Origin of the sequence: Rhizobium sp. P32RR-XVIII (assembly GCF_012641395.1) — a bacterium.
Classification (GTDB): domain Bacteria; phylum Pseudomonadota; class Alphaproteobacteria; order Rhizobiales; family Rhizobiaceae; genus Rhizobium.
Genome location: NZ_JABAIH010000003.1, coordinates 601,454 through 617,637, shown reverse-complemented (window position 1 = coordinate 617,637; position 16,184 = coordinate 601,454). Strand labels below are relative to the sequence as shown.

Sequence of the window (16,184 nt, the reverse complement as noted above, 5' to 3'; positions counted from 1 at the left end):
GAGAAATTCATGTCTCAGGAACACCCGGCAGCACCGGTGGTGTCGCTGCGCGAACGCGTCAAGTCGCCGCCTGCTCAGGCGATGGTGGATTCTTACTTCGGACCGGCGGTGGCCGCAGGCATCCGCTTCCAGTTCGAGCCAGAGATGCGCATTCATCTCGCCCATGCCGTCATGCTGGCCGAATGCGGCATTGTGGCCCGTGAGGACATCGCCCGGACTATCGCAGCCCTGCTCGAGCTCAAGGCATCCGGTGTCCAGGCCCTGACGATCGATTATCAGCAGGAGGATCTATACTCCTACATCGAGCGCTATATCGTCGAGAAACTCGGGCCGGAGACCGGTGGGCGCCTGCATACGGGGCGCAGCCGCAACGATCTGCACACCACGTCCTGGCGTCTTGCGCTGCGCGCATCGCTGATCAGGCTGCTTGAGACGGTTGCCGCCATGAGAGGCACATTGCTCCATCTGGCCGAGGAGCATATCGAGACGGTGATGCCGGGCTATACGCATACGCAGCATGCCCAGCCGATTTCCCTCGGTTACTATCTTCTTTCGGCCGCCGATCTTGCCGAGCGCGACTACATCCGCATCCAGCATGCGCTGGAGTGCTGTGACCGCAGCCCACTAGGTTCGGGTGCACTTTCCACCACGGGCTTTCCGATCGATCGCGAAAGAACCGCTGGCCTGCTTGGCTTCGCGCGCCTTGCGGAGGTCGCCTATGACGCTGTTTCAATCCGCGACGATCTGCAGGAAGCCTCGGCCGCGCTCGCCATCCTCATGACGGGCATCTCGCGCGTCGCAACGGATTTGCAGAGCTGGAACACGATGGAGTTCGGCATGATCGAGCTCGATGATGCCTATTCCAGCGTCAGCAGCATCATGCCGCAGAAGAAGAACCCGCAGGCGCTGGAGCATGTCAAAGCCGTTGCCGCGATGGCAACAGGCAACCTGACGACCGTTCTTGCGGCCTCGAAGAATACCGCCCTTGCCGACGTCAATGACGGTGTCTCGGCCGGAAACGCTCCAGCAATGGACATGATCGAGCGCGTCATCAAGGCGCTGACGGTGTTCGAAGGTACGGTGCGTACCATGACGGTCAAGCCGGACAAGATGCTGCATCTTGCCGAGATCGGTTTTGGCACGGCGACAGAACTCGCTGACGTCATCGTTCGCGAAACCGGAATGTCTTTCCGCATGGCACATAACGTCGTCGGCCGGATTGTCCGGCAGACGATTGAAGCGCATCTTACGGCAATGGATATCACGTCCGCCGACATCGACGACGCTTCCGTCGCTCTCTTCGGTCACACCCTGGGGATTTCAGAAGACGAAGTCGCGAAGGCTCTGAAGCCTGGCGAAAATCTTCGCAGCCGTACGGTGACAGGCGGGCCCGCCCCGGTGCGCATGAACGAAATGATCGGCAGGAGAAAAGCAACACTCGATGCCGATCTTCGGCAAATAGCCGAGATTTCCGGGCGCATTGCCGCGGCGGAAAAGACCCTCATGGAGCAGGCGCACCGGCTCGCCGGCGATGCCGTTGCAAATTCCAATGCCGCGAACGCGAGAGAGAACAATGGCACGAGTTGAAATCAAGCAGGTCAGCAAAATCTTCACGGATCATACTGCCGTTTCAAATGTCGATCTGGCGGTCAACGATGGCGAATTCCTCGTGCTTCTCGGACCCTCCGGATGCGGCAAGAGCACGCTTTTGCGCATGATCGCAGGCCTCGAGTTGCCAACCTATGGCGACATTTTCATCGGCGAGCGCCGGGCGACCCGGCTGCAGCCGAAGGACCGCAATATCGCGATGGTTTTCCAGAACTATGCGCTCTATCCGCATCTGTCCGTCTACGACAACATCGCCTTTCCGCTCAACGTTCGCGGCGTCGACAAGAAGACGACGGACGACAAGGTCAAGTGGGCCGCGGAACTGGTTGGCTTGACGCGCATGCTGAAGCGGAAGCCGCGCCAGATGTCAGGTGGCGAGCGTCAGCGTGTGGCGCTTGCCCGTTCGCTGGTGCGTGATCCCGATGTCTTCCTGCTCGATGAACCGCTGTCGAACCTGGATGCCAAGCTTCGCCATTCGGCGCGCGAGGAATTGCGCCAGTTTCAGGACCGTGTGGGCGTCACCTCCATCTACGTGACCCATGACCAGGTCGAGGCGATGGGGCTCGGCGACCGCATCGTGGTCATGCAGGCGGGCACCATTCGCCAGATCGGGACGCCAGAAGAAATCTACCTCAATCCGGCGGACACGTTCGTCGCCACCTTCATGGGGTCGCCGCCCATGAACCTGGTCGTCACCGGGGACATGACGCTCGGCTTCAGGCCCGAGAACTTCCTGCCGAAGTCGCATTTCCCCGAAGCAAGCTCTGTTACCAGCGTCACCTTCAGAATTCACCGCGTCGAATATCTCGGTGGTGACCGCTTGCTTTACGGGAATATCAGCGGCGATCTTCCTGAAACGCCGGTCATTGCCCGTATCCCGTCCAGCATCCACTACACGCCGGTGCTGAACACCGACGTTGCCTTCGCCGTCGCCAACGAGGAGCTGCGACGCTTCGATACCGCAAGCGGCAAAGCGGTCGCGCAGACGGCAACTCTTCCCAAACGGAGGACCGCACATGGCTGACTCCAAGACAGCCCTTGCCGGTGACCGGCTGCTCGCCTACGCAACGCTCGCACCGAGCGCCTTCCTGCTGCTCCTGCTTGCCGGCGCCCCGACGATCACCGTCTTCTTCACCTCCATGCAGGATGTTGGCATGGGTGACACCAGTGGGCCATTCGTTGGGCTTGAAAACTTTGCCTGGGCCCTGACCGAACCGACTTTTCTAACTGCACTATGGAACACCTTCGTCTGGGTCTTCGGCAGCGTAGCACTCGAAATGCTCTTGGGGCTGGGACTGGCGCTTCTGCTTAACAAGAGCTTCCAGTTCCGCGGCGCTGCCCGCGCCGTCATTCTGGCACCCTACCTCGTCCCGACCGTCGTTGCCGTGCTTACGTGGCGCTACATGCTTCACGACATCGTCGGCATCATCAACGCCACCCTGACCGGCATCGGCCTGATCAGCCAGCCGCTGCTCTGGCTGAACAGTCAATCGCTGGCAATGGTCTCCGTCATCATGGTGGGGGTCTGGAAGTTCTTCCCCTTCGCGGTCATCGCGATCCTCGGCATCCTCCAGTCGATCCCGCAGGAGCAGTATGAGGCCGCCAAGATCGACGGGGCTTCGAGCTTCCAACAATTCTGGCGCATTACCCTGCCCTACGTGATGCCTGTCTTCCTGCTGACGACGCTTCTCAGAACCATCTGGTCCTTCAACAAGTTCGAGATCATCTACCTGATGACGGGCGGCGGACCACTGGATGCAACGACGACGCTGCCGGTTCTCGTCTATCTCAAGGCATTCTCGGATTTCGAGTTCGGTCGTGCTGCCGCGATCGCGATCATCACGCTCGCCATCCTCTGCGTCCTGCTTGCGATCTACTTTTTCTTCATCAAGAGAGCGGAGGCACGCCAGTGACCGCCATCGTTCAAAGCGTCGACACGTCCGCTCCGCGCAATCGCGAAATGATGGACGTTCATTATCTCACCAGCAAGATCATGCTGTATCTGCTGGTGCTGACTGCAGTGACCGTGATCGGCTTCCCGCTGTTCTGGATGCTGATCTGCTCGTTCAAACCCGGCGGCGAACTTTACGCCACGCCTCCGACCTTTCTGCCGCATGAGTGGACGCTGCAGAATTATCGCGACCTCTTCGTGCAGACCAACTTCCTCACCTATTTTGCAAACAGCCTGATCGTTGCCTTTGGGGCAACATTCCTATCGCTGATTGTCGGCGGTCTCGGCGCCTACAGCCTCAGCCGTTTCAATTTCTTCGGCATCAGGGCTTTTTCGAGCGCGACGCTGATCTGCTACATGCTGCCCGAGGTACTGATCGTCCTGCCGCTTTACATCTATGTGGTAAAGCTCGGCATGGCCGATACGCTGATTTCGCTGATCGTCGCCAATACGGCCTTCACGCTGCCGCTCGCGCTCTGGTTCATGCGATCCTATTTCAACGCCATTCCCGTGAGCCTCGAAGAGAGCGCCATGATCGACGGCTGCACGAGGCTCGGAGCGATGATGCGGGTCACGGTGCCGCTCGCACTTCCGGGCATCGTATCGGTCGGCGTCTTCAGCTTTAACCACGCCTGGAACGAGTTTCTCTTCGCCCTGGTCTTCATCTCCTCGGAGACGAACAAGACGCTGCCGCTTGGCCTCGCAACCTGGATCGGACAGGACAACATTTATTCGTGGGGCATGCTGCTTTCGGGGGCAGTGCTGGTGACTATCCCCGTCATCCTTTTCTACCTGCTCGTCCAAAGAAAACTCGTCGTCGGTCTGTCGGAAGGCGGCAGCAAGGGCGAATAGCTTTCATCGTCTAATCCGGAGGAAAAAATGAAGATCAAGAACGTGACGGTCATCGCCGTCGAGATCCCACTTGCCCGCAATTTCGGCGGCAGCCGCTACAACGTCACCAAGCGCTGCACGATCATCACGCGCATGGAGACTGATACAGGACTAATCAGCGAAATCTACAACGGTGACAATCGCGATCACATGCGCGACGTCGTCGAGATCATCGAAAAGGAACTGGTGCCGATGCTGATCGGTGAAGAGGTCTTCGCCGTCGAACGCCTCTGGAAGAAGATGTTCAAGGCGGCAGAGTGGAACCGCGACCGGAAGCTGGTGATGGAAGCGATCGCCTGCATGGACAGCGCCATCTGGGATTTGATCGGCAAGGCCACCGGCGTCAATGTCTGCCGCCTTCTCGGCGGCTATCGCCAGGAAATCCCGATCATCTGCATCGGCGGCTACTACGAGGAAGGCAAGACGTTGTCCGATCTCGGCAAGGAAATGGAGCGGCTGCGCGAAGCGGGTCTCGCCGGCTGCAAGGTCAAGGTTGGCGGTCTCTCGCCGGAAGAGGACGCCAAGCGCGTCGAGGCAGCCCGCAAGGGCGGCGGCGACGATTTTTGGATTGCTGTCGATGCTAACCGTGGCTGGTCGGTTTCCGAAGCCGTGACCTTTGCAAGGTTGATCGAGAAGTACAACATCGCGTGGTTCGAAGAGCCTTGCCACTGGTACGACGATGCTCGCATGATGGCGCAGGTAAGGCGCTCAACGATCATCCCGATCGACGCCGGCCAGAGCGAGGTCAGCGCCGCAGGCGTCCGCCGCCTGATCGCCGAGGGTGCGGTCGATATCGTCAATTTTGATGCGTCAGAAGCCGGTGGCATTACGGAATGGCGTCGCGCGGCGGCAATGTGCGCGCTCTATAACCTGCGCGTCGGCCATCATGAGGAGTCGCAGATTGCCATGCATATGATCGCCGCGATCCCGAACGGGGTTTGCGTCGAATGCTTTGAGCCCGCGCGCGACCCGATCTGGGCCGGGCTGATCGCCAACAGGCCCAATCCCCGCAACGGCATCATTCAGGTTCCGCAAGGTCCCGGTTTCGGAATCGAGCTCGATTGGGACATGGTCAAGCGCTATCGCGTGAACTGACAATGACGACTGCCGCAATCATGATCCGTGCTGCGGATACGACGCGGCAACGCCAGGTGCGGACGGCAAAGCGCGTCAGGCTTGCCGCCGCATTCCTGCTGATGATGGTCTCGGGCCTTGTTTGGAACTCGTTCGGGCTGTTTCTCGTAGCACTTGAAGCAGAGTTCCACTGGTCGCGGTCGTCGATTTCCGGCGCTTATGGTGCCTTCGCCCTTATCAACGCGGTTACCGCGCCTTTCTTCGGTTATCTCCTCGGCCGCTATGACAGCCGCAGGCTCCTGGCGGGCGCCTCGCTGTTGCTCGCCTTCGCGTTTATGCTGACAGCTGCCGTCAGTAGCATCACCCAATATTGGCTCGCCTTTGGACTACTTGCGGGGCTTGGCACGCATTGCACAAGTTCCTATGCAGTCTTTACGGTCCTTGCGGGCCGTTTTCGCGAACGTCCGGCGACTGCGATGGCTATAGCTGACGCCGGCTCGGGCCTTGCCGCATTTCTCGGCATCCCGGTCATCCACTTGCTGATTGTACATCTTGGCTGGCGCAGCGCATATTTTTCGATTGGAGTGGCGATCGCGCTTATCGGCTTTCCAATCCATCTGCTGCTGATGGATCGTATCAAGAAGGTCCGGCGATCTCAGTCCGCGAAAGGGACAGGTGGGCTGCCGTTGTTCATCTTCGCTGCCCTCATCATCAGCTATTTCTGCGGTTCTGCGGTCTATCATGGCCTCCTGACGCAGCAGATCGCGCTTTTCGATGAGCAGAACATCGGTGAAGACAATGCGGTCTGGCTGGCTGCGATCGCCGGTCTCGTCGTTTTCGCCTGGCGCCTGATATCAGGTTGGGTCTGCGACTTCTGGGGGCCGGCAAGGACCATGCTCATTGCAGCTTCGGCTGCAGTTATCACTTTCCTGACACTGACGGTCGTCGTGAATTCCGGCAGCAGTGCGATGCTCTTCATCTACCCTCTGGTCCTCGGCGTCGCCTTTGGCGGCCAGCAGGTTCTGCTTGCGAATGGAGCCCGGCTGATCGTAAGTCTCACGGCATTGGCCGGTGTCCTCAGCCTCTGCCGCTTGGCGTCAGGCATGGGCATGGCAGGCGGTCCTTTGATTGCCAGTTTGCTCTATGACCTGACTGACGGCTATGCGATTGCAATCGGCGCCCTCACTGTTCTCGCAATCGCACATTTCGCGAGCTTTGCTGCTCTTTCGGCACACAAAACCAAAGCAGGATAGGCAATCCGCTGTGGCGATGCGCGGTACGCTAGCCAGACCACTAATTTTGGAGCCAGCGATCTTGAAGGAAGGCGATAGGAATGGCCCGTCAAGAAAGCTCTGAGCCTGCCTCGGCAGGTTGACCGGCAATTCGGGAGACCGATCCTTAGACCGGTCCCCACAAATGTCTCCTAAGGCGTCAGAAGTCCTGCACGATAGGACGGACCACGATTTCGTTGACATCGACGTCAGTTGGTTGCTCGATGGCGTATGCGATTGCTCGGGCAATTGAACTTGCCGGCATGGCAATCTTGTAAAAATCATGCACCGCTGATTCAGCCGTTCCGGTTGTCGTGAATTTGAGCTCACTGTCCACCGCTCCAGGCGCAACGGTCGTTACGCGCAACTTGGTACCAACTTCTTGCCGCAATCCCTCGGAAATGGCTCGCACGGCGAATTTGGTACCGGAATAGACCGTCCCGCCAGGTGCAAAGACCTTGATGCCGGCAATCGAAGTCAGATTGATGATATGACCGCTCTCCTGCTTCAGAAAAATTGGAAGCGCCGCAGCAATGCCGTAGAGGGTCCCCTTGATATTGACGTCGATCATGGCGTCCCATTCTTCGGTGTTAACCTCCGACATGGGGCGTATCGGCATGATGCCCGCATTGTTGACCAGAACGTCAAGCCTGCCAAAATCCGCTAGTACAGCGTTGACGACGGACTTCGCCTGATCCTTGTTCACAACATCCAGCACATATGCCCTTGCGGTTCCGCCAGCCTCGGTGATCGTCTGCACGACCGCGTCGAGTTTGTCCTTCCGGCGCGCCCCTACAGCGACTTTAGCCCCTTTGGAGGCCAGATGACGCGCCGTCTCGGCACCGATGCCGGAGCTACCACCAGTAATGAGCACGACTTTATCGTTGATACCGTTGTTCATAACGCCTCCTTTTGGCGCTGTGCTATCTATGAGGATCGCTGACCTCTTCCTGCCAAGCTCATCCCCAATGAAATCTCCCGCCGCGAGACATGACTGGCATTGAACGAAGCTTCAATCCGAAAGATCGGGATTGGCTTTTGCAAAATTCACAGTCTCGGTGGTGATTCACGGACGATCAGTCCTCCCAGGATTTATCGTCTTCATCTCCGTTCGGGGAGCAATTTCCATGCAGCATGTGCGACGAATTGCTCTGACATAAGCCACGTATCTTGCATCGTATGATTGCACAGCGACATGGTAACCTGTCAGACGATGATCGAACCTTGGGGTGGACCCCTCCGGCCGGTTCTTCGAGGATGCGATGCAATCCCCAACCGCTAGGAACAATGCGGGAGACAGAAAAATTGGGAGTTGCGAAATGCAGATTAACAATGGAGCCGCGCAGGCATGGAATGGGGCGATATACGGGTCTTTTTGGGGGTTGCAAGGGCGGGACAGATGGCCGGAGCGACGCGGACACTTGGTCTCGAACAATCGACGATCAGCCGGCGCATCGTGCGCTTGGAAGAAAAGATGGGCGTTTCGCTTTTCGAGCGGGCTGGCCGACGCTTGAGCTTGACGAGTGAGGGCTCAAAACTCCTCGCCGCGGCGGAGAGGCTGGAGTCGATCATAATTCGCGATGTCATGAGCCTCAGAGAGAGCAATCGGGAAATATCAGGACGAGTCCGCATCGGTACATCGGTCGGCTTTGGCGCACATTATCTGGCAGCCCGCCTTCCCCTGCTCGGGGAGATGTTTCCCGGACTGGAAATTGAACTCGTCGCACTGCCGAGAACGTTTTCACTCGGAATGCGTGATGTCGACATCGCCATCGTCATGGATCGACCAGAAACGGGCGACGTTCGGTTTAAAAAGCTTTCATCATACGTGCTTGCGGCCTACGCTCAGTGCGACTATTTCAACTCGAGAAAGCGCCCGTTGGTCATTGAGGACCTTCGGGACCACCGTTGGTGCGGCTACATCAACGAGTTACTGTATACGACCGAACTCGACATGATGACCTTCGGCGATGTTGTCATCACGCCGGATCTTCGAACGACGGAGGTAACCGCGCAACTCGAGGCTGTGAGAAGCGGGGCCGTTATGGGAATTTTGCCTTGCTACATGGCCGATATCGATCCGTCGCTCGAAATCATTTTGCCAGACCTTGTCCGGCTGGAGCGCACATATTGGATGGTGGTGCATAGCGACCTTGCGGAATCCCCGCGTGTGAGGACAGTCTGGCAGGAGATAGAGCGCTGGGTTCATATGGACCGAGCCCTTTTCATTCCGGAGCGACCTCGAGATTGAGAAAACAGAAACGGCGGGGGTGATGTCAGGTTAACCGGAGTCGACGTTGTTGGCTGCTAGTCGGTGGCCATGATCCAGTCCCCCCGTCAGTTACAAGCGTCATCGTTTCCCACCGTCTGTGATCGCCCATGCGGTCTGGCTCTACTTCCGATTTCCGCTGAGCCTGCGTCTGGTAGAAGAGATGCTGTTGGAGCACGGTATCGTCGTTTCCTATGAGATGATCCGTTGTCGGGCCAGGAAGTTCGGCCCAGACTATGCCGGCCGTTTGCGTCGAAAACCGCCAGGCCCAAGCGATGTCTGGCATCTGGACGAAGTGGTCAAGACGAATTATCTCGAGCCCAATCGACCGATATCTCCGCATGCCGCCCTCCTGTACCACCATTTCGTGCTCACCGGTGATAAGGCTTTACGCTGGTGCATTGGAGGAAATGTGCTACGCTTTTGCGACAACAACGCATTAGAAAATGCAATCATGATCTGGGAGGATTCATGGTCGAGATATTTTCGAAGCGGGATGGGCCTCGGCGCGAGGACGTCCAGATTAGGCGCTTCATCGAACAAAATCGTGGCGTGATCACCAAGCTTGCCGACCATCTGAGCAATGGCCGTTATTCCCTATCCCAAAAGCCGCGCGAACTCCCGCAGCCGGATGGGCTCATCATCAACATCGGCAATACCCCGGTCGTTGAATCCGTACCTGAGCCACGGATCAGGGCGACGCCCAATGGCCGCGTGATTGCCGTCGATGTAAATTCGGGCCGGCAACTTCAGCATTTCGGCGACATTCGCGAGACCTCCAGCGGCAAGATTTTTACCCTGGCCGTTAAAGGTAATGGCTATATCGCGCCGCTTGACGATGCGACCACCGAGGCACTTGTCGACATGGACGGCGTAATCATTGGGACATCTTATGACGTGGAAGAACTTACGGCCGATATCGGCCGCCGTATCGACATGGTCCCGGAAACCTGATCTCCCCATTTTCGGCAAGGCCGCGACCGCTGGTGAGCGCCGAATTTTTCTCGATGCTCAATCTGTGAGAGCTCCATGAAGCGGAATTCACATGGCATAAACGAAATTGGCCCAGAACGAGTACCCCACATCTCCGCTCTCATGCCGAGCGGCGCTCTGCTGCGCTCCGATTACGATGAAGTCGGCGTCACCAAGGCTTGGGAAAGGCTCCTGGAGGGTAAAAATGAAACCAAGCGCAATACACTGCCGGTGCGCTCTACAATTCACGATTCCTGGTATCGCTGCGCCGAGGGAGGCATCAATTCCCAACGCAATGAGGCACCCATCGAGACCGATCGCGATGCCGTTGAGGCGCTGACACGCGGCAGCTCCGAACTGATGGAGGCCGCAACGCGTCCATTTTCGATGATCGGCCGAATGCTGGACGGAACCGGCGCCATGCTCGCCCTGGCCGACAGTGATGGTGTCCTGATCAATGTCATTGGCGACAAGAGGACCATCTTCGACGGCATGAACATCCACCTCGGCGTTGGGGGCAAGTGGACCGAAGACGTCGTCGGCACCAATGGTATCGGGACTGCTCTTTGGACCGGCGAGCCGGTCTTCGTTCACGCGGCCGAACACTTCTGCGCCGGCATCAAGAGCTGGACCTGCGCTGGCGCGCCGATCCGGGATCCCTTCGACGGCAAGATCATTGGCGTTGTCGATCTTTCGGGACACCCCGATATCTTCCGCCTCCACAACATCGCACTCGTTGCCGCCGCGGCACGCGAGATAGAGAGAGCGCTCGCCGACTCGCAGACGGCTGAACGAATGCGGCTGCTGGAGGCCTTCATCGCCTCCGCCAACAACTATCACGCCAGCGATGGTCTGCTGATCATCGATCGGCAAGGCCGGGCAATCTACCACAACAACGTACCGTTGCCGGAAGGGCGGCGGCTCGGCGAAACCGTTCGTCAGGGCGGCCCGAACTGTTGGTCGCCGGAGCTGACGGGCTCCGGCTTTTTGGACACCGTCGCCACAAGCCTTCCTGAAACAATGCGCAATTGCGATGTTTGTCCGCTCGAACTGGACGGTGATATTCGCGGCGCCGCTCTGGTGTTTCCGAAAAATACCGGCGGTCGAACTGTGTCGATCGGCAGTCGCGCGTCCGATCTGTTGAAGGAAGCATGCGGCCAGATCGTCGGTGAAAGCCAGGCCCTGTGCATGGCCGTCGATATAGCCTGCCGGGTTGCGGAAACGGAGGACGTGACGTCGCTACTGATCGAAGGGGAGACTGGCGTCGGCAAGGAACTGTTCGCGCGTCTCATCCATGCCGGCAGCCGAAAATCCGCCGGCAGTCCCTTCATCGCACTCAATTGCGGCGCCGTCACAAAGGAACTCTTCGGCAGTGAATTGTTCGGCCACGTGCCCGGCGCCTTCACCGGGGCTTCGCGCGACGGTAAGGCCGGTGTCTTCGAACTGGCAAATGGCGGCGTCCTCAGTCTCGACGAAATCGGTGAAATGCCGCTGGATATCCAGCCGTTCCTGCTGCGCGTGTTAGAAGAGCGCGTCGTTCATCGCCTTGGGGACGGCCGTGCGCGATCTGTCGACGTCAGGCTCGTCGCCTCGACGAACCGCGATCTCAAACAGGAGGTAGCCGCCGGTCGTTTCCGCCGCGATCTTTTCTATCGCGTCAGCGCCGTTTCAATTGAGGTCCCTCCGCTGAGGGACCGTGGTGATGACTGTCTGCTGCTGCTCGATCACTTCAATCGCATCATGGCCAATCGAAGAGGCGTGTCCTCGCTCCGTTTCACCAACGAGGTGCTTGATGCGATCGTCACCTATCGCTGGCCCGGCAATGTACGGGAACTGCGAAATCTCGTAGAGCGGCTGCATCTCTTTGCCCGCAACCGCCTGGTCTGCATCGACGACCTACCTGCCGAGATGGCTGAACATTGGCAGGTTGGCAGTGACCCCATGGAGGCAGAAGACTATGTCCTCAGTTTTGCCGAGGCAGAGCGCCATGCAATCATTGCGGCGTTGGCAGCAGAGCATGGTAATTTGAGCAAGGTTGCACTTCGGCTCGGAATATCGCGACCGACCCTTTACCGGAAAATGGACCAGTTCGGGATCAAGCGCAGCTACGCCTGAAAATGATGCGCCGGCATTGCATGGGCAATGCCGGCCGCTCCAGAACACGGGGAAGTCCGGGCGCAGTGGGCAAGCACGCGCCCGGACGCCGTCTACCGGACGAGATCGAAACGATCGGCGTTCATGACCTTGTTCCAGGCCGCGACGAAGTCCTTGACGAACTTCGCCTTGGCATCCGACTGGCCGTAGACTTCGGCGATGGCCCGAAGCTGCGAATGCGAGCCGAAGATCAAGTCGACACGGGTGCCGGTCCACTTCAGTTCGTTCGTATTGCGGTCGCGGCCTTCGTAGACGCCGTCCTTGCCGGTGAGCGGAACCCACTTTGTGCCCATATCGAGCAGGTTGACGAAGAAATCGTTGGTCAGCGTTTCCGGGCGCGAGGTGAAGACCCCATGTTCCGGAGCGCCCGCCTTCAGCACGCGCAGGCCGCCGATGAGGACGGTCATCTCAGGTGCGGACAGCGTCAGCAACTGCGCCCGGTCGACGAGAGCCTCTTCGGCCTTCATAAACTGCTTGCGCTTGCTGTTGACATAGTTGCGGAACGCGTCGGCGCGCGGCTCAAGCGCCGCGAAGGACGCTGCATCGGTCTGTGCGTCGGACGCATCCATGCGGCCCGGCGTGACCGAAACGTTGACCGTCTGGCCCGCAGCCTTTGCCGCCTTTTCGACACCGGCCGCACCGGCAAGAACGATCAGATCCGCCAGTGAGATCTTCTTGCCACCAGTCTGGGCAGCGTTAAAGTCCTTCTGGACGCCTTCGAGAACGCCGAGAACCTTTGCGAGCTGCGCCGGCTGGTTGGCTTCCCAGTCCTTCTGTGGGGCAAGACGGACGCGTGCACCATTGGCACCGCCACGCTTGTCGGAGCCGCGGAAGCTCGAGGCCGACGCCCAGGCGGTGGAAACCAGTTCCTGAACGGAAAGACCGGTCGCGAGCACCTTTTCCTTCAGAGCCGCGATGTCGGCGTCGTCGACGAGCTTGTGGTCGACTTCAGGAATCACGTCCTGCCAGATCAGATCTTCAGCCGGAACTTCCGCTCCGAGATAGCGGACCTTCGGACCCATGTCGCGGTGAGTCAGCTTGAACCAGGCGCGGGCGAAGGCGTCGGCGAACTTAGCCGGATTTTCCAGGAAGCGACGCGAGATCTTCTCGTAGACCGGGTCGAAGCGCAGCGCCAGGTCGCTGGTCAGCATGGTCGGACGATGCTTCTTCGAGGGATCGAAGGCATCGGGAACGGACGCCTCAGCGTCCTTCGCCACCCACTGCTTGGCGCCAGCCGGGCTTGTGGTCAGCTCCCATTCGAAACCGAAGAGGTTTTCGAAGAAGTAGTTGCTCCACTGCGTCGGCGTCTGCGTCCAGGTGACTTCAAGCCCGCTGCCGATCGTGTCGCCGGCGCTGCCTTTGCCGAACGAACTCTTCCAGCCGAGGCCCTGATCCTCGATCACGCCGCCTTCCGGCTCGACGCCGACGAAGGACGGGTCACCGGCGCCGTGGGTCTTGCCGAAGGTGTGGCCGCCGGCGATCAGCGCGACGGTTTCCTCGTCGTTCATCGCCATGCGGGCGAAGGTTTCGCGGATGTCGCGGGCCGAAGCGAGCGGATCCGGACTGCCGTTCGGGCCTTCCGGGTTGACGTAGATGAGGCCCATCTGCACGGCACCGAGCGGCTCTGCGAGTTCGCGCTCGCCGCTGTAGCGCTCGTCGCCGAGCCAGGTGCCCTCGGGACCCCAATAGAGCTCTTCCGGCTCCCAGACGTCGGCGCGACCGCCGGCGAATCCGAAAGTCCTGAAACCCATCGACTCGAGTGCAACGTTGCCGGTGAGGATCAAAAGGTCGGCCCATGAAATGCTGTTGCCGTATTTCTGCTTGATCGGCCAGAGAAGGCGGCGGGCCTTGTCGAGGTTGACGTTGTCAGGCCAGCTGTTCAGCGGTGCGAAACGCTGCTGACCCTGGCCGGCGCCACCGCGGCCGTCGGTGATGCGGTACGTGCCGGCGCTGTGCCATGCCATGCGGATAAAGAGACCGCCGTAATGGCCGAAATCTGCCGGCCACCATTCCTGCGAGTCGGTCATCAGCGCATGAAGGTCCTTCTTCAGCGCATCGAGATCGAGCTTCTTGAATTCCTCGGCATAATTGAACGCTTCGCCCATCGGATCGGAGCGGACATTGTGGCCGTGCAGAACCTGCACGTCGAGCCGGTTCGGCCACCAGTCGCGGTTGGCCGGGCGATTTGCGGCATTGCCGTGCGGCACGGGACACTTGCTTACGCTATCAGTTTTCTGGTCCATCACGTTTTCCTTGTCGTTTCGGAAAGCTGCCCTTCGAAAGGCATCGCCGGCGGCAGGTCGCCGCCGGCGATCAATCCCGGTTAGTGTCGCCCCAGTCGCTCTGCCCCGCCGCCCAGAGCGGGTCCGGCGGTCGGATCGATCTCGTCTTCGGCGAGGTCGCCGATCAGCGTCTCCGTCGTCAGGATAAGCTTCGCCACCGATGCCGCGTTGCGCAATGCCGTGTAGGTGACGCGCACCGGATCGATGATACCGGCTTCAATCATGTTCTGGTACTTGCCGGTCGAGGCGTTATAGCCATAGCCGCCATTGACGCGGGTAACCTCTTCGACGACCGCTGCCGGATCGGCACCGGCATTGACGGCAATGCGCGAGAGTGGCCGTGTCAGCACGGACCTGACGAGGCGCACTCCTTCCGCCACATCGCCGCTGACCGTCTGCAGGACGTGATCCAGAACCGGCGCGACCTGGGCGAGCGCCGAGCCGCCGCCGGCGACGACACCTTCTTCCACTGCGGCGCGCACGGCATGCAGGGAATCCTCGATGAGCTGGATCGTGCGTTTTTGCTCGACGGGTGTCACCCCACCGGCATAGATCACGGCCGTGCCGCCGGAAAGCTTGGCAAGCCGCTCGCGCAGCTTGTCCTGCTCGATATTGGGCGGCGCGATCTCGTATTGACGCTGAACTTGCGCCCGCCGTGCGGCAATCGCCGCTGGATCGCCGCCGCCGCGGACGATCGTGGTATAGGTGGAAGTGGTTCTCACCCGTTCAGTCGAACCGAGATCGTCGGAGGTTATGTCCTCCAGCCTGCCGCCGAGGTCACGGGCAATCACCCGGCCGCCGGTCAGAATCGCCAGATCCTCCATCAGCGCCTTTCGCCAATGGCCGTATTCCGGGGGGTGTATGACCAGATACCTGCCGGAGCCCTCTTTGCCGAGCAACGCCACGACGGCCTCCGGCGACATCTCTTCGGCAAGGATCAGCAGGGGCCGGCCCGCCGCGTCGGCGATGCGGCGGGCTGCGTCGAGGGAGGATGGATCCTTGATCTTGAGATCGGTCATCAGGATGAGGGGATGTTCGAGAACGGCCTCCATCTTGTCCTTATCGGTGACCATGTGATGCGAGAGGTAACCGCGGTCGAACGACATTCCCTCGGCGACATCCAGCGTGGTCTCCGTCGTCACGCTGAAATCGGTGGTGATGACGCCCTCCGTTCCCACCCGTTCATAGGCCTCGGCGACGAGCGCGCCAAGCTTCGGATCGGTGGCTGCGATATTGGCGACCGCCGACAGAACGCCATTGCCGTTGGCCGGCCTGGCCCTGCTCCTCAGCGCCTCTACAATCTTCTCCACCGCGAGATCGATGCCCTTGCAGAGGTCGACGGATTTGGCGCCCTGCTCATTGGCCGCGATCCCCTCCTGCACCAGCGCATTGGCCAGCACGATGGCCGTCGTCGTGCCGTCGCCGGCAATATCGTTCGTCTGCATTGAGACTTCGCGGACCACCTGCGCGCCCATGTTCTCGAAACGATCGGAGAGCTCGATCTCCGAGGCGATGCTGACGCCGTCGCGCGTGACCAGCGGCGTGCCGATCGGACGGTCGATCATGGCATTCATTCCCCGGGGGCCGAGAGTGGGCTCGACCGCAGCGGCGAGCCGCCCGACGCCGCGCGCAAGCGCGCGCCGAGCTTCGGAATTGTGTAGCATCAGTTTTGGCATGACTCCTCCTCCTTCCGCCTGAACGGCGGTTCGTTG

General features: G+C 59.8%; 12 protein-coding genes and 1 pseudogene. 10 read left to right on the top strand and 3 right to left on the bottom strand.

What is annotated here, in order from left to right:
- Positions 1-9: 9 nt before the first annotated feature.
- From argH to HGP14_RS12510, 6 genes are read left to right on the top strand one after another with little or no spacing between them, the layout of a single operon-like run.
- Complete coding sequence (gene argH / locus HGP14_RS12535) at positions 10-1,587, top strand: argininosuccinate lyase (RefSeq protein ID WP_168830146.1); 1,578 nt, start codon at positions 10-12, stop codon at positions 1,585-1,587.
- Complete coding sequence (locus HGP14_RS12530) at positions 1,574-2,632, top strand: ABC transporter ATP-binding protein (RefSeq protein ID WP_168830145.1); 1,059 nt, start codon at positions 1,574-1,576, stop codon at positions 2,630-2,632. Before argH ends, HGP14_RS12530 begins: the two co-directional genes overlap by 14 nt.
- On the top strand, positions 2,625-3,521 hold the full coding sequence (locus tag HGP14_RS12525) for a carbohydrate ABC transporter permease (protein WP_168830144.1): 897 nt from the start codon (positions 2,625-2,627) through the stop codon (positions 3,519-3,521). Before HGP14_RS12530 ends, HGP14_RS12525 begins: the two co-directional genes overlap by 8 nt.
- Complete coding sequence (locus HGP14_RS12520; protein WP_168830143.1) at positions 3,518-4,411, top strand: carbohydrate ABC transporter permease; 894 nt, start codon at positions 3,518-3,520, stop codon at positions 4,409-4,411. The genes HGP14_RS12525 and HGP14_RS12520 overlap by 4 nt, the downstream gene beginning before the upstream one ends.
- 27 nt (positions 4,412-4,438) lie before the next feature.
- Positions 4,439-5,545, top strand: coding sequence for a mandelate racemase/muconate lactonizing enzyme family protein (locus tag HGP14_RS12515; protein ID WP_168830142.1), 1,107 nt, complete (start codon positions 4,439-4,441; stop codon positions 5,543-5,545).
- Positions 5,546-5,547: 2 nt separating this feature from the next.
- The gene (locus HGP14_RS12510) at positions 5,548-6,777 is read left to right on the top strand and encodes an MFS transporter (protein ID WP_168830141.1); all 1,230 of its coding nucleotides are present in this window, start codon (positions 5,548-5,550) and stop codon (positions 6,775-6,777) included.
- Between the two features lie 178 nt (positions 6,778-6,955).
- Here HGP14_RS12510 and HGP14_RS12505 read toward each other — a convergent pair whose 3' ends face one another.
- Positions 6,956-7,696 carry an SDR family oxidoreductase gene (locus tag HGP14_RS12505; RefSeq protein WP_168830140.1) on the bottom strand — a complete coding sequence of 247 codons (741 nt, stop codon included), beginning with the start codon at positions 7,694-7,696 and terminating at the stop codon, positions 6,956-6,958.
- Between the two features lie 447 nt (positions 7,697-8,143).
- Here HGP14_RS12505 and HGP14_RS12500 point away from each other — a divergent pair, with 447 nt between their 5' ends.
- From HGP14_RS12500 to HGP14_RS12485, 4 genes and pseudogenes are all read left to right on the top strand, one after another.
- Positions 8,144-9,046, top strand: coding sequence for a LysR family transcriptional regulator (locus tag HGP14_RS12500; protein ID WP_281408086.1), 903 nt, complete (start codon positions 8,144-8,146; stop codon positions 9,044-9,046).
- Positions 9,047-9,164: 118 nt separating this feature from the next.
- Positions 9,165-9,365, top strand: a pseudogene (locus HGP14_RS12495) (IS6 family transposase); the annotation flags it as partial.
- A 170-nt stretch (positions 9,366-9,535) separates the two neighbouring features.
- A complete protein-coding gene (locus HGP14_RS12490; RefSeq protein ID WP_168830138.1) occupies positions 9,536-10,018 on the top strand; it encodes a hypothetical protein in 483 nt (160 codons plus the stop codon).
- Between the two features lie 75 nt (positions 10,019-10,093).
- Positions 10,094-12,151 carry a sigma-54-dependent Fis family transcriptional regulator gene (locus HGP14_RS12485; RefSeq protein WP_168830137.1) on the top strand — a complete coding sequence of 686 codons (2,058 nt, stop codon included), beginning with the start codon at positions 10,094-10,096 and terminating at the stop codon, positions 12,149-12,151.
- Positions 12,152-12,243: 92 nt separating this feature from the next.
- Here the strand turns inward: HGP14_RS12485 and katG are convergent, their stop codons facing one another.
- Together katG and HGP14_RS12475 are read right to left on the bottom strand one after the other, a co-directional pair.
- Positions 12,244-14,433 (bottom strand): catalase/peroxidase HPI, encoded by a 2,190-nt coding sequence (katG, locus tag HGP14_RS12480; protein WP_168830136.1) that lies wholly within the window; start codon positions 14,431-14,433, stop codon positions 12,244-12,246.
- Positions 14,434-14,513: 80 nt separating this feature from the next.
- A complete protein-coding gene (locus tag HGP14_RS12475; protein WP_168830135.1) occupies positions 14,514-16,148 on the bottom strand; it encodes a molecular chaperone GroEL in 1,635 nt (544 codons plus the stop codon).
- Positions 16,149-16,184 lie beyond the last annotated feature (36 nt).

What these genes read in the sequence shown, in the direction of transcription:
- HGP14_RS12475 (WP_168830135.1), bottom strand. Translation starts at nt 16,148, where the DNA reads ATGCCAAAACTGATGCTACACAATTCCGAAGCTCGGCGCGCGCTTGCG.
- HGP14_RS12490 (WP_168830138.1), top strand. Translation starts at nt 9,536, where the DNA reads ATGGTCGAGATATTTTCGAAGCGGGATGGGCCTCGGCGCGAGGACGTC.
- HGP14_RS12500 (WP_281408086.1), top strand. Translation starts at nt 8,144, where the DNA reads ATGGAATGGGGCGATATACGGGTCTTTTTGGGGGTTGCAAGGGCGGGA.
- HGP14_RS12485 (WP_168830137.1), top strand. Translation starts at nt 10,094, where the DNA reads ATGAAGCGGAATTCACATGGCATAAACGAAATTGGCCCAGAACGAGTA.
- HGP14_RS12510 (WP_168830141.1), top strand. Translation starts at nt 5,548, where the DNA reads ATGACGACTGCCGCAATCATGATCCGTGCTGCGGATACGACGCGGCAA.
- HGP14_RS12525 (WP_168830144.1), top strand. Translation starts at nt 2,625, where the DNA reads ATGGCTGACTCCAAGACAGCCCTTGCCGGTGACCGGCTGCTCGCCTAC.
- HGP14_RS12530 (WP_168830145.1), top strand. Translation starts at nt 1,574, where the DNA reads ATGGCACGAGTTGAAATCAAGCAGGTCAGCAAAATCTTCACGGATCAT.
- katG (WP_168830136.1), bottom strand. Translation starts at nt 14,433, where the DNA reads ATGGACCAGAAAACTGATAGCGTAAGCAAGTGTCCCGTGCCGCACGGC.
- HGP14_RS12505 (WP_168830140.1), bottom strand. Translation starts at nt 7,696, where the DNA reads ATGAACAACGGTATCAACGATAAAGTCGTGCTCATTACTGGTGGTAGC.
- HGP14_RS12515 (WP_168830142.1), top strand. Translation starts at nt 4,439, where the DNA reads ATGAAGATCAAGAACGTGACGGTCATCGCCGTCGAGATCCCACTTGCC.
- argH (WP_168830146.1), top strand. Translation starts at nt 10, where the DNA reads ATGTCTCAGGAACACCCGGCAGCACCGGTGGTGTCGCTGCGCGAACGC.